This is a genomic window from Streptomyces sp. NPDC002156 (assembly GCF_053593675.1).
This window is the reverse complement of sequence record NZ_JBSFDA010000006.1, coordinates 21,208-33,996: the sequence shown is the minus strand read 5'-3', so window position 1 is coordinate 33,996 and position 12,789 is coordinate 21,208. Positions and strand designations below refer to the sequence as shown.

Annotated in this window: 11 protein-coding genes; 5 read left to right on the top strand and 6 right to left on the bottom strand. The window is 68.4% G+C overall.

Translation table 11 applies throughout. From position 1 onward, the window contains the following. Positions 1 to 8: 8 nt before the first annotated feature. From ACWCRB_RS04695 to ACWCRB_RS04675, 5 genes are all read right to left on the bottom strand, one after another. A complete protein-coding gene (locus tag ACWCRB_RS04695; protein WP_450994627.1) occupies positions 9 to 1,202 on the bottom strand; it encodes an alpha/beta fold hydrolase in 1,194 nt (397 codons plus the stop codon). Between the two features lie 46 nt (positions 1,203 to 1,248). Further along, positions 1,249 to 2,538 carry a four-carbon acid sugar kinase family protein gene (locus ACWCRB_RS04690; protein ID WP_450994722.1) on the bottom strand — a complete coding sequence of 430 codons (1,290 nt, stop codon included), beginning with the start codon at positions 2,536 to 2,538 and terminating at the stop codon, positions 1,249 to 1,251. A 5-nt stretch (positions 2,539 to 2,543) separates the two neighbouring features. Next, entirely contained in the window at positions 2,544 to 3,809 is a 1,266-nt protein-coding gene (locus ACWCRB_RS04685; protein ID WP_450994626.1) for a RuBisCO large subunit C-terminal-like domain-containing protein, read from the bottom strand. Further along, on the bottom strand, positions 3,806 to 5,116 hold the full coding sequence (locus ACWCRB_RS04680; RefSeq protein ID WP_450994625.1) for an MFS transporter: 1,311 nt from the start codon (positions 5,114 to 5,116) through the stop codon (positions 3,806 to 3,808). The genes ACWCRB_RS04685 and ACWCRB_RS04680 overlap by 4 nt, the downstream gene beginning before the upstream one ends. 602 nt (positions 5,117 to 5,718) lie before the next feature. Further along, entirely contained in the window at positions 5,719 to 6,378 is a 660-nt protein-coding gene (locus tag ACWCRB_RS04675; RefSeq protein ID WP_450994624.1) for a FadR/GntR family transcriptional regulator, read from the bottom strand. Between the two features lie 350 nt (positions 6,379 to 6,728). On the opposite strand from ACWCRB_RS04675, the gene ACWCRB_RS04670 reads away from it, so the two are divergent. The 5 genes from ACWCRB_RS04670 to ACWCRB_RS04650 all read left to right on the top strand — a co-directional run bounded on the left by ACWCRB_RS04670 (position 6,729) and on the right by ACWCRB_RS04650 (position 11,157). Then, positions 6,729 to 7,592 carry a phosphogluconate dehydrogenase C-terminal domain-containing protein gene (locus ACWCRB_RS04670; protein WP_450994623.1) on the top strand — a complete coding sequence of 288 codons (864 nt, stop codon included), beginning with the start codon at positions 6,729 to 6,731 and terminating at the stop codon, positions 7,590 to 7,592. Between the two features lie 54 nt (positions 7,593 to 7,646). Further along, on the top strand, positions 7,647 to 8,057 hold the full coding sequence (locus ACWCRB_RS04665; RefSeq protein WP_450994622.1) for a hypothetical protein: 411 nt from the start codon (positions 7,647 to 7,649) through the stop codon (positions 8,055 to 8,057). Beyond that, complete coding sequence (locus tag ACWCRB_RS04660) at positions 8,054 to 9,328, top strand: alpha-hydroxy acid oxidase (protein ID WP_450994621.1); 1,275 nt, start codon at positions 8,054 to 8,056, stop codon at positions 9,326 to 9,328. Before ACWCRB_RS04665 ends, ACWCRB_RS04660 begins: the two co-directional genes overlap by 4 nt. A gap of 111 nt (positions 9,329 to 9,439) precedes the next feature. After that, entirely contained in the window at positions 9,440 to 10,678 is a 1,239-nt protein-coding gene (locus ACWCRB_RS04655) for an MFS transporter (RefSeq protein WP_450994620.1), read from the top strand. A 71-nt stretch (positions 10,679 to 10,749) separates the two neighbouring features. Beyond that, positions 10,750 to 11,157 carry a RidA family protein gene (locus ACWCRB_RS04650; protein ID WP_450994619.1) on the top strand — a complete coding sequence of 136 codons (408 nt, stop codon included), beginning with the start codon at positions 10,750 to 10,752 and terminating at the stop codon, positions 11,155 to 11,157. A gap of 88 nt (positions 11,158 to 11,245) precedes the next feature. Here ACWCRB_RS04650 and ACWCRB_RS04645 read toward each other — a convergent pair whose 3' ends face one another. Further along, on the bottom strand, positions 11,246 to 12,739 hold the full coding sequence (locus tag ACWCRB_RS04645) for a purine-cytosine permease family protein (RefSeq protein ID WP_450994618.1): 1,494 nt from the start codon (positions 12,737 to 12,739) through the stop codon (positions 11,246 to 11,248). Positions 12,740 to 12,789: the final 50 nt, after the last annotated feature.

Sequence of the window (12,789 nt, the reverse complement as noted above, 5' to 3'; positions counted from 1 at the left end):
AAGACGGGTCAGAGTCGTTCGAGGAAGCGAAGCAGTAACTCCAGGACCACACGCGGCTGCTCCTGCTGCACCCAGTGCCCGGCGCCGGGCACGACATCGCAGGCCAGCATCTGGGTGCACGCCCGCTGCTGCATCGCTGCGAAGGCGCCGGACACCTGGTGCACGGCCCAGTCGCTGTCACCCGCGATGAAGCCGGACGGGACGTCGATGGTCCGGCCGCCGAAGAGACGGAGGGTGTCGATCTCCCGCTCTCCGGTCAGGCACCGGTACCACTGCAGACCGCCCTGGAAGCCGGTACGGCTGAACTCGCCGGTGTAGACGGCGAGTTCTTCGTCGGGGAGCCACTCACAGGATGCGACCTCCTTCGGCGTCGGCATCTCGGGCCCGACGGCCGCGGGCATGCCGACGCCCAGAGGCAGGACGTAGTAGTGGGGCAGCCTGGCGAGGGTTTCCGCGTCGGTCCTTCCCATGTCATGCGGCCGGTTCGACTGGTTGGCCTGCCAGTCCGCGCTCTTCACGTGGAAATAGGCGCGAAGGAAGTCGTGCATCCCTTGTGGCGGGCTGTCCATGTCCCGGGCCGCGCGCGGAGTGCTGTAGTACCACTGGTAGTGCTCGCGCCCCAGCGCGGGCAGACCGGCCACGGCGGCCGAGAGCCGGGAGGGGCCGTCGTCCGCAAGCGCCGGCCATGCTGGCGGGCCGGCGAAGGGCGCGCTCATCATCATGACGGCTCGGAAGACGTCGGGCCGCAGCAGTCCGCACCAGGCCGCCAGGAAGGACCCGAAGTCGTGACCGACCACCGCGTGCACCTCGCTGCGTCCGAGTGCGGCAACAAGGGCGCCGAGGTCGTTGACGAGCCACGGCAGGCTGCAGTTGATCGGATCCGCGTACGCGTCGGCGCGGAAGCCGGTCGTACGCCCGTACCCGCGAAGGTCCGGGGCGACGACGTAGTAGCCGGCGTCGGCCAGGGCGGGCAGTGCGTGGCGCCAGCTGAACGCCAGTTCCGGGAAGCCGTGCAGCAGGAGCACGAGGCGGTCGGCGCCGGGCGACCCGGCCTCCAGAACATGCATCCTCAGCCCGTTGACCGGCGCGACGAAACGGGACCGTACGCCTGCGGGCAGCGGAAGGTCCGGGAGACCGGTGCGCGAGGTCGTCGGGGTACGGCTTGTACGCAGGTGCGTTTCCGAGATCGGCGCGGTCGTCACCGTTCCCCCTCCGGACACGCCGAGTCGTCCTGAGTCATGAAGCGTCTCACTGGCTCCTCCTCTGCCCCACGAATCGGGTGAACACGTCGGCCGGGCCGACCTGGCCGCCCTTGAGCAGCAGGCGGCAGCCTGCCAGAGCGGATTCCTCGTCCGTCGTGCAGATCGGGCCGGCGGTGACGAACTGCTCGCTGATCCGCAACTGCCCGACACCCGCGGCGGCGAGCGCGTGGCTGGACGTGTCGCCCCCCGCGACGACGACGTCCCGGGTCAGACCACGGCGTGCCGCCTCTGCGGCGACCAGGCCGATGGCGCTGCCCACAACCGAGGCATCGAGGTCCGGACGTACTCCCAGCCGGGGATCGTCCGGCCCGCACGCCGTGTGGGCGACGACATCCCGCCTCAGCTTGAGCAGTTCGAGTACCTGCTCGGCCCAGCCGCCCGAGCCGAAGGGGTCGGCTGACAGACATTCGGGCGGAATGGCGACCTCGTCGAAGCCGTTCGTGACCGCGTGACGGATCTGGTCCCCGGTGGTGCGCGAGGCCGACGCGCTGACCACCAGCACCGGACCGCGGGAGGCGGTCTCGGTGGTGGTGAGACGTCTCAGTCGGCGGCTGCGGGTCCGTGCCAGAGCCGCCATGATGCCGCCGGATCCGACGACCACCGCCGGGCTCCGCCGCCACAGTTGTTCCGCCGCGCGGTCGAGGTGGTCCTCGGTCACCGCGTCGACGACGAACGCCTCGTGGTCGCCGGTGAGTTGCTGCTCCCAGGCGCGGTCGAACCCGCCCGACTCATGGTGGGTCAGGTCGATGGAGCCCGGCTGTTGTCCGGAGGCGAACTGGGACGCCAGTACGAGCCGCAGGTCCGCCTCGTGCATCGGCGTGCTGGGGTGGCGGGACATCACCGGGTGGCGGTCGAGACGGTACACACCGCCGTCGAAGGCGCCGAAGTGGTGGCCGAACGCGGTGTAGCGCCCGAAGAATGGCTGAGCGGGAACCACCGGAAAGGGACCGTGGTCCGGGAACGCCTCGCGCAGCAGTTCGATGCCTCGTCCGATGCTCCCGCGGGTCGGCGACGAGTCGAACGTGGAGCAGATCTTGTACAGCAGGACCTGGGCGTTCAAGGGGGCGAGGGCCCGAAGTCCCTCGCGCACCACTCGGTCGAACGCGCTGCCGCCCAGTGAGCGCGCGGGCCCCGCGATCCCGACCACGTCGGCCTGTGTGCTCTTCGCCCGGGCCGGGTCCAGCACCATGGCCGCGTCCAGCCCAAAGGCGTGCGCCTGGGCCAGTACGTCGGAGCCGCCGGTCAGGTCATCGGCCAGAAAGGTCACCATCACCATCTCGGTCACGTCCTCCTGAACGCGGTCAACGCGTGGGAAAGGGCACTGTCGCCCTCGGTGGAAAGCCTTGCGGCGTAGGCCTCGGCGGACTCCCCGGCTACCGCTGCCTGCCACGACTGGCGGAGGCTGCGAACGCCTGCGGCAGGACCGTCGGGGTGGGCCGCGATTCCTCCGCCGGCGAGCATCAGCAGGTCACTCGACCCCACGGAAGCGTGTGTCAGGCCGGGCGTATGGACGTTCTGGCCGGACGACAGCACCGGCAACGGGGCGAGTGTCCGGCCGAGGGGCCGCTGAAGACTGCGGATGTTGGCGGCGACCTGTTCGTCGGTCTCGTAGAACTTGCTGCCCAGTCCGCTGACGTGGATCTGGTCGGCTCCGGCGAGCCGTGCGAGCTGCTGCCACACCGTGTAGTCCATGCCGAGCGCGGGGTGTCGCATCGAGGCGGCCAGTCCGGCTCTGTGCGCATGTACGGGTACCTCCGCGAAGCTGCGGAGGTACGCGAGCGCCGGCAGACCCATGACGGGCACCGACAGCATCACGCAGCTGCCTCCGGCCGCGACAACCTCGTCGTGTCGACGGCGCAGCCCGGCGAGGTCGCCGGTGATGTTGAAGGCGTACATGGTGTGGCGTCCCGTGACGTCGGCGGCCGAACGAATCTCTTCCTGGGCGAGGCGTACCCGCGTGCTGAGCGGCAGGTACGACGGGTCGGTCATGAGTTCGTCGTCTTTGATGAGGTCGATGCCGGCGCGGGCCAGTTCGCCGACGATACGGCGGTACTCGTCAGGTCCCAGGCCGATGTTCGGCTTGATGATCGTGCCGATGAGAACCTCGTCGTCGTTGCCCACCAGCTTCCGTGTGCCGGCGATGCCGTGGGCCGGGCCGGGATGCGCGGCGACCAGGTCGTCCGGGAGCCGGATGGACTGCAAGCGGCAGCCGGTCAGCTCGCCCAGCTCGAATAGGTTGCCGGCGACGGCGGTGAGCAGCGTGGCCAGGTCGGTGCCGACGCTCTCCATCGGGAACTCGACGGTCACGTCCCCGACGCTCACCTCGTTCGGAGCGGTTCGTGACGGCAGGGATGGTGCGGATCGGTGGGATTCGCGTACCTCGACGACTTCGGCGCCGAACCGCTCGTGCAGTTCGGGGGTCTCACCGGGGACGGCGACGAAGGTACCGCTCGACTGTTCTCCGGCGAGGGTGGCGGCGGCTCGTGACAACTCGACCGCGGACTCGATGCGGTAGACACACGAGATCCGACGTGGATCGCGGCTCATGCGATTCCCTTCGCGGTGCTGTGCGGAGTCGAGTGTGCGGCCACGTTCTCCGTTGCCACTTCCCCGACAACACTTTCGTGTTCCGGCGGCAGTTTGCAGAACCACACCAGGACGGCCGCGACCAGGTAGAGGGCCGAGAACACGATCACCACTCCTCCGGGGCCAAGGGGATCGAGCAGCAGGCTGACGATCCCGGGACCGACGAACGCCGACGCGCCGGCACCCAGGCTGAGCAGTGCCATGGCCCCGCCCCTGTTGTCGGGAGCGAGCGAGGGCACGAGGGCCGACACCGCCACCCAACCCGAGAGGGTGAGGCCGTACAGAGCGCCGACCACGAGGGCCAGCCAGTAGTAGTCGGCTCCGAAGGCGACCGGCACGAAGTAGAGCAGGGCGATGGTGACGGAGCAGCCGATACAGCCGATCCAGAAGACCGTGTTCCGCCATCCGATGCGATCGGAGAGGTTCCCGATCAGCAGGTTGAAGACGATGCAACTTCCGTACATCACGGAGACCAGGAGAAGCCAGCGCTGTTCGCCGAAGCCGATGTCGTCCGAGAAGATCGTGGGGAAGAAGGCGAACATGCCGAAGATCGGAACGCTGTTGATGAGGCGGGCGATAGCACCCAGGCCGACGCGAGGCCGCTGCCAGGCGAGCGAGATGCTCTGCACGAGGCTCTGCATCGGACGGACTTCCGGTGGCGCGAGCCGCTCGCTCCCGGACCTCTCCCGTACTCCGAGCAGGGTGACGAGTCCGCCCAGGGTCAGCAGGCCCAATGACAGCCAGAGCGTGCCGAGATGGCCTAGCCGGGAAGTGCCGAAGCTTGCCACGAGCGAGCCCAGCGACGGAAAGCCGCCCGTGAAGGCGAAGTAGAACCAGCCGACCGCGGCCCCAAGTCGTGCCTTCGGGGCAACCGTGGTGACCCAGACCAGGAAGGAGAACGCGAACAGCGGGTATCCGAAGCCGCGGAGGCCGTAGAAGACGAGCATGAGGACGTAGTCGCCGCTGGGCACCGCGACGGCGAGGAAGAGGATCTCGAAGAGGACCCAGACCGAGAGGCCGACCGTCATGACCCGCTTCGGCCCCCACAACTGGGACAACGCACCAGCCAGCCACGATGCCACCATCACGGTCAAACCGTAGGCAGTGATGACGTAGGAAGCACGGATCTCACTGCCGGCGCCGTTGTCCGCGAGGAACGGCGCGATGAACGCGGATTCGACTCCGTCTCCCGTCATGAACAGGAGAAGGCCGACGTAGCCCAGTGCGAGGGCCGGTGGGAGTCCGGCCCTGCTGAGGATTCTCGCCACCGTGCCGGTCCTCGGCGGCGCACTCTGATTTGTGATCATCTGTCTTCTCCGACGGCCGATTGGGGAGGGTCTGGCTCGACGCTCGCGGGCGAGAGATGTGCGAACAGCGGAACTGGGGAATCCCGCGAACCGCTTGGGTGGCGGAAGATTCCGTCCCTCGTGGCGTACGACGGGCGCGACAGGCATCGCGTCCGAGTCGGGCGACGAGCCCAGCGGTACCAAAACATCAACCGGTTGACCAATTTCCGGGGAGCGTAGCCCTCATGGCTACACCCGTCAACCGGTTGACCAATGCTGTCCCGTGTCGGCTCGGGCCATGTCCTGCATGGTCGGTTTGAGGAGCCGTCCATGGCCGCGCGGGGTCGCGGTCAGACGGAGAAAGGCCAGGTGGTTGCCGTGGTGGCGCTCATGACGGGGCCGGGCGCGCGGTAGCCGGACGGCCAGGAGACGGGCTGTTCGATGGGCCGTCCGCGACGCTCCAGCCGCTCACCCGAGCAGATTTTCTTTGCCTGCGGGACGGGCGCCGATGCGCGCCTCCGTCATCGGCGGCGCGGCCGCACCGCGGACTCACGCACGGTTCGCCGCCAGGTGCGCCGGCTTGTTCAGTCGCGGTCCAGATACTTGGAGAGGCGCTGCAAAGCGCTCTCCATGTGGATGTTCATGGCGGCGGCTGCCTGGTCAGCGTCTCCGGCGGAGATCGCCTCGAACAGTGCCCTATGGTCCTTCACCGCCAGCTGCGCATGGGCGGAGTCGTGCATCGACCGCTCGACCCACACCCGGATGAGCGATCGCACGGTCTGCAGAAGGTCCGAGATCAGGGCGTTCTGGGAAGCCAACGCCACCGCCTGGTGAAAGCGCATGTCGGCCGCGACGAAGGTCTCGTAGTCGCCGGTGGACCCTTCCATCGTCAGCAGCTGCTGCTCCATCTCGTCGAGGAGCTCCGGCGTTGCCGACTGCGCCGCCAGTCGTGCCGCCTGGACCTCCAGGCCGTGCCGGACGCCGATCAGCTCCTCGGTCTGCGGGGTGTTGATCAGCAGCCCCCACGAGAGAGTCTGCGGCAGCAGCTCCGAGGCGCGACCACGCAGATATGTCCCGGAACCTGGCCGGACGTTCACCACGCCCAGGATTTCCAGTGCCGCCAACGCCTCGCGTACGGCGGAACGCCCCACCCCGAGCGTCAGGGCCAGCTGGCGTTCCGGGGGGAGCCTGTCACCCGGCTGGACGGCGTCGCTGGAGAAGTAGGCCAGCAAGCGGCGGGTCACCTCTGCGACGGCGCTGGCTGCCCCGATGGTCCCACCCAACGCCCCACTGAGTTCTTCCTGGGTGGATTCCGATGGACGCGGTCGAGGAGGCATGGGCACAGGCTAACGCACGAGAAATTGGTCAACCGGTTGACGTCTGGTGGGATGGCTGCTTACCGTGGCGCTGTCTCCGGTCCCTCCCAGCGATTCAGTCGTTCAAGGTCGACAGCAGGTGGGGTCATCTGATCGAAGGGCCCACCGAAGTCGTGCGGCCCACCCGCTGGGAAGAGCTGTCGCTGCCGCACTTCGGCGTCGCTCACCCGGATCCGAGACCGTCGCAACACCCCATATGACTGAGGGAGCGAGCCGTTATGACCACGGTCGAGGAACAGCTGGCCATTGCCGTGATCGGCGCCGGCGGCAAGATGGGCATGCGGGTCTCGAACAACCTGCAGCACAGCAGGCACCACGTGTACTACAGCGAGGTCTCGCCCGCCGGCCGGCAGCGCACCGAGGACGCCGGCCGGTCGATCACTCCGACATCGGAGGCGGTCACCGATGCGGACGTGGTCATTCTCGCCGTACCGGACATCGCACTCGGGAAGGTGTCGGCGGAGGTCGTGCCCGAAATGAAGCCGGGAGCGGTTCTTCTGACGCTGGACCCGGCAGCGGCGTACGCCAACCTGCTCTTCAAGCGCGACACCGTGGCCTACGCCGTCGCTCACCCCTGCCATCCCTCGGTCTTCCTGCACCGCAGGACAGAGGCGGAGATGAACGACACCTTCGGCGGCATCGCCGCGCCTCAGGACGTCGTCGCCGCGCTCGAATCCGACGACGCGCGGCAGCTGAAGATCACCGAGGAAGTAATCCGGCTGATGTACGCGCCGGTCCAGGACGTGCACTGGGTGACGGTCAAGCAGCTGGCCTACCTTGAGCCGACCCTCGTCGAGGTCGTCGCCTGCATGGTCGGGGACCTCCTGAAGGAGGCCCTGCAGGAAACCGTCGACAAGGGCGGAGTTCCCGAGCCGGCCGCCAAAGCCATGCTCATGGGGCACATCCAGGTCGCGCTGGCCATCGGTCTGCGGGGCGAGCACCAGTTCTCCGATGCCTGCCACATCGCCATGGAGTACGGCCGCGAAAAGGTCGTCAGGGACGACTGGAAGTCGATTTTCGACGACGCGGAACTCGACAGCGTCCTCAAGCGGATGCTGCACCTCGATCACATCGATCGCTGACGAGACACGTCACCAAGACATCACCGAGCATCACTGGGCGAAGGAGGTATCCGTATGTTGAAGGCCGAGGTCTGGAGCGACTCCGGACGTTCAGTCGTGATCATGGATTCGATCACGAAGGTCACTGCCGAGAACACCGGGCAGGCCATCGTGTCCGCCTCACACGGTGGCGCAAGTTCGGGCGAGTTCGCCCTGGAGCACCCGGGAGCCGTCGTCATGTTCAACGACGCCGGCTGCGGGAAGGACGACGCGGGCGTGGCGGCGCTCGACATGCTGGAGCGGGCCGGAGTCGCGGCAGCCACCATCGCGCACACGTCGGCCCGAATAGGTGATTCGCGGGATCACTGGGATTCGGGGAGGATTTCCTTCATGAACGCGAAGGCCCGGGAACTGGGCTTTCAGCAGGGACAGGCCGTGTCCGTCGCCCTGAAGCAATGGGCCGCCACAGGGCGGGTCGGCTCATGACGTCCGCCGCCGACCGCCCGCCGCGCGAGTCGCGCCAGTTCCCCACCTGGTCCGCGGTCCGCCCGCTGCTGGGCTTTCAGCGTCCGTCGATCGGCACGCGCGCAAGGGTGGAGCGAGCCGCGACGATCGCCGATCTGCGCGACATGGCGAAGCGAAGGTCACCTCGGTCCATCTTCGACTTCACCGACGGCGCGGCTGACGACGAGTCCGGACTGCGACGGTGCCGGGACCTCTTCGCCGCGGCCGAGTTCAGCGGCACCGTCCTGCACGACGTCGCCACTGTCGACACCTCGACCACCGTGCTCGGGGAGAGGGCCGCGCTACCGCTGGTCCTCGGGCCGACCGGCTTCACCAGAATGATCCATCACGGCGGCGAACTCGCCGTGGTCCGCGAGGCGCGGCGGGCAGGTCTGCCCTACACGCTCTCGACGATGGGCACCACTCCGCTGGAGACGGTCGCGGATGCTGCCGGCGACAGCCCGCACTGGTTCCAGCTCTACCTCTGGCGAGATCGAGCGGCATCGAGGGAACTCCTCGACCGTGCCCGGATCGCCGGGTACACCGCGCTCGTGGTGACCGTGGACACGCCGGTCGGCGGCAACCGGCTGCGCGACGTCTACAACGGGCTGACCATCCCGCCCAAGCTCACCCCTTCGACATTTGTGAACATGGCGACGCGACCCAACTGGTGGGTCAACGTACTCACCACCGCGCCACTGGAGTTCGCCTCTCTGTCGAGTTGGGAGGGGAACATCAAGGACATGATCAACAAGATGTTCGACCCCTCCGTCACGTGGGCGGACATCGAATGGATCCGCGAGGTGTGGCCCGGAAAGCTGGTGCTGAAGGGCGTGCAGACCGTCGCGGACGCCGAGCGGGCGGTCGAGGCGGGCGTGGACGCCGTCCTGCTGTCGAATCACGGCGGTCGGCAGCTGGGCCGTGCCCGGCCGCCGCTGCGGCTGCTGCCCGAGGTCCGGGCCGCCCTGGGTCCCGACAGGGAGATCTTCGTCGACGGCGGGGTGATGAGCGGACTGGACATCGCCGCGGCGGTCGCGCAGGGCGCGAACGCGGTGTGGATCGGCCGCGCCTACCTGTACGGCCTGATGGCCGGTGGCCAGAGCGGTGTACGCCGGGCACTGGAGATCTTCCAGAGCGAGTTCACCCGAACCCTGCAGTTGCTCGGTGCCCGCTCGGTGAGCGAGTTGGGCCCGCACCATGTGCGGCTTCCCGCAGATCCAGCATCGGCGAGCGAACGCGTGAGCGTCGGCTGAGCCCGTGCTCAGTCAGCCGACCCGGTGATGTCCAGGTCCCCTGCGGCCTGGCCCCTGGCATTCATCCGGTGTGGCCGAGTTGCTGATATCCAAGCGAAGGAACACCCGCGCGTGCTCCCCACTCCCACCCTGCAGACCGGCGGGCTGACGCGTCGAGCACAGCCTCGGCACCGTCTCGCGCGCGCCCAGGCGGTGATCGTCGCGGCGGCCTTCAGCCTTCTGCTCGCCGGCAGCAACGCCGTCAACCCCCTCCTTCCTCTCTACCGCGAGCACCTGGGCTTCGGGCCCCTGCTGCTGTCTCTGACATTCGTCTCCTATGTCGCCGTCCTCATCGTGGTGTTGCTGCTCTTCTCCCGGCCCGGCCTCATTCGATGGGCTCCCGTCACCATGTGCGGGGGCCTCGTCGTCGCCGCGGTGTCCGACCTCTTGCTCGCCAACGGAACCGAGGCATCCATCCTGGTCGGCCGCGCTGTCGGAGGCGTCGCGGGCGGGTTCGGGACCGGCGCGGCAGCGGCACTCGTCGTAGCGGCCGTCGGTTCGGCGGGGCGCGCGCTCACCGCGACGGGCAATCTCGTCGGCGCCGTGATCGGGACAGCTCTTTCTCAGCTCGGCGTCGAACTCATGGCCGGGGACGCGATGACTCGGGTGCCCGAGTTCCATGCGATCGCGTGTCTTGTCGCCGCGGTCGCGCTCGTGTCCGTCCTTGCCCTGAGACGGTCTCAGAACCGCTCGCAACTCATCGGCCCGGCGGACCGCGCGCGCCTCTCGCCGACCGAGGTACGGCGCGGCGTTCCCGTGTTCGCGGTCGGTTGCGTCGCATGGCTTGCCGTCGGCGGCTCGACCGTCCTCGTCCCCTCATACATGGGCGACATAGGCCTCGGTCTCGCGCGCAGTGTCAGCGCCATCGTGTTCTTCGCCGCCAGTGCGGCAGGCCAGCTCGGCAGTGTCTGGCTGAGTACGCGACTTCCCTGGGCCAGGGGAAGCGAAGCACTCGTCGTGGGAGTGGCACTGCAACTGCTGGGTAGCGCTGTCGGCTCGGAAACCGTGGTGCTGGTCGGCTTCGCCCTCGTCGGCCTCGGCGCCGGCGTGGCCTACCGACTCGCGCTTGTTCACGCCTCCCTCGGGCTCACGCCCGCCGGCCAGGGATCGATGTCCTCGGTGTACGCCGCTGTCACGTACACCGCCACCGCCACCGGAACACTCGTCGTCGGCGTCCTCGGAAACATCTGGGGTCTCCGCACAGCGGTGCCCGTCTTCCTCGTCGTGGTCGCGCTCGGAGGCATCGCCACTTTCCGGTGGGCGGTCCGGTTCCGTGATGTCACGCCCGCGAGCCCCACTTCCGCGCCGTGACGACTCACGGGGCCCTCCGGCACACCACCCGTCGCCGTACCGGATTCTCCGGCCGACTTTTGGAGACGCACATGACCATTTCCACAGACAGGTTCGACCATGGCTTGGCATGGGAGGCGGATGGCCTCGGCTACACCCAGGCGTTCCGCGTCGGGAACGAGATCTACGTCTCCGGCCAGCTCGCCCACGACGAGCAGGGCCGACTGATCGGTGAAGGTGACTTCGCAGCGCAGGCGAAGGCGACGTTCGCCAACCTGGACAAGGTGCTGCAGGGACTCGGCGCGACCCGCAACCAAGTGGCGGAGACGACGGTCCTGGTCGTCGGACTCCGCGACAAGGTCAGTGCGGTCTTCGATGCGCACCGTGGGTACTTCGGCTCGCACCGCCCCGCCAGCACGATGTCAGGCGTTGTCGAGCTGGCGCTTCCAGGTCAGCTGTTCGAGGTCGCCGTGAAGGTCCGGCTCGACCTGCCGGCGTGACCCGAAGGCGGGGCCGACCCGGGCCGGCCCCGCCCGACGCCGCCCTCGGCGTCGAGCGGGAGGGGCGGGAAGTCCCGCCGTCACCTTCCTACTTCGTCTGCATGACGATGCCCGTCGCCTCCTGCTGGTCCTCCTCGGCCCATTCCGTTCTGCCCGTCACCGCACTCGGTCTCAGCGAACGTGTGACGACGAGGTACGTCAGCGACGTGACGACCAGGCCGACGACCCAGGCGATGTCGATGCCGGACAGCTGGCGGGCTCCCGGGCCGGTGTACTGCCAGCCGCCCAGGTCGGCGAGGACCATGAACGGGATCTCCGCAGCGAAGCCGACCGCGTACGCGGTGAGCCCTCGCCAGGACCACGCGCCGTAGATGCCGTCCGGGGTGAAGAGGTCGGGCACGGAGTAGTGGCCGCGGCGGACCACGAAGAAGTCGATCAGGTTGGTCGCGGTCCACGGCACCAGCAGGTACAGCATCAGGGTGATCGTCGTGAAGACGGTGGCCACCGCGTTCGACGAGATCAGTGACGCGACCGTGTACCAGAGCAGGGCGAGGCCGAGGATGGTGACGATCCGCGCCTTGCGAGTCGGCGTGATCCGTCGGAAGGAGTCGACGCCGGTCAGCACGGTCAGCGCGCCGCCATACGCGTTCATGCCCATGGTGGCGATCAGACTGAGCGCGGAGAGCACGGCCGCGGCGGCACCCAGCCCGGGAAGCACGTGGTCGCCCGCATCCCGCAGGCCGACCAGGCCGTCGCTCGCGCCGAGCCGGACCGCGAGCCAGGCGCCGAGAGCCATGAGCCACACCGCGGAGCCGGACGCGCCGAGGAAGACGGAGGCGATCAGGGAGCGGGCGGACGTGGTGCGTGGCAGGTAGCGCGAGTAGTCGGAGACGTACGGCGCGTAGGCGATGTTGTACGCGGCGGCCGCGGAGAACTGCGCGAAGAACGCGACCCAGCTGAAGGCGAGGTGCTGCCCCGTGTCGTGCCCGCCCGCGTGACCGGTCAGCACGCCTCCGGTGACGACCAGCATCACCGGCAGTGAGACGTACAGCAGCCAGCGAAAGACCCGGTGCAGCCAGTCGTGCCCGTAGATCGCGAGCAGCACCGCGAGTACCGCCGTGCCCGCGGCCACCAGGTCGGCGTTCCAGCCGAAGACACCGTTGAGCCCCTGGGCGAGCAGCACCTGGTCGGCGATGTTGAAACCGAGGTAGGTGAGCAGGGTGCCGAACAGGACGACCACCACGCCCCGGAAGCCGAACTGGGCCCGTGACTGGATCATCTGCGGCAGGCCGAGCACCGGCCCCTGCGAAGCGTGGAAGGCCATGAACAGGGTGCCCACCGCGAGACCCAGCACCAAGGCCAGTACCGTCGGCCCGAGCGGCAGGCCCATGGACGGGCCGACGAAGCCGAGCGCGATGGTGAAGTACTGGAAGTTGCCCAGGAACCACAGCGGCCCCTGGTGCCAGATCTTGCCGTGCCGTTCGGCGTCGGGGATCCAGTCGATGGACCGCTTCTCCACGCCCAGCGTGGACGTCGGCTCGGATATCTGATCCGTCGTCAGCTCACTTGTTGCTTCCGCCATGTTCGGCGCCTCCTTGGTTCAACGGTGTTATGGCTCTGCCGCCCAGGGCG

What these genes read in the sequence shown, in the direction of transcription:
- ACWCRB_RS04670 (WP_450994623.1), top strand. Translation starts at nt 6,729, where the DNA reads ATGACCACGGTCGAGGAACAGCTGGCCATTGCCGTGATCGGCGCCGGC.
- ACWCRB_RS04650 (WP_450994619.1), top strand. Translation starts at nt 10,750, where the DNA reads ATGACCATTTCCACAGACAGGTTCGACCATGGCTTGGCATGGGAGGCG.
- ACWCRB_RS04685 (WP_450994626.1), bottom strand. Translation starts at nt 3,809, where the DNA reads ATGAGCCGCGATCCACGTCGGATCTCGTGTGTCTACCGCATCGAGTCC.
- ACWCRB_RS04665 (WP_450994622.1), top strand. Translation starts at nt 7,647, where the DNA reads ATGTTGAAGGCCGAGGTCTGGAGCGACTCCGGACGTTCAGTCGTGATC.
- ACWCRB_RS04645 (WP_450994618.1), bottom strand. Translation starts at nt 12,739, where the DNA reads ATGGCGGAAGCAACAAGTGAGCTGACGACGGATCAGATATCCGAGCCG.
- ACWCRB_RS04660 (WP_450994621.1), top strand. Translation starts at nt 8,054, where the DNA reads ATGACGTCCGCCGCCGACCGCCCGCCGCGCGAGTCGCGCCAGTTCCCC.
- ACWCRB_RS04690 (WP_450994722.1), bottom strand. Translation starts at nt 2,538, where the DNA reads ATGGTGATGGTGACCTTTCTGGCCGATGACCTGACCGGCGGCTCCGAC.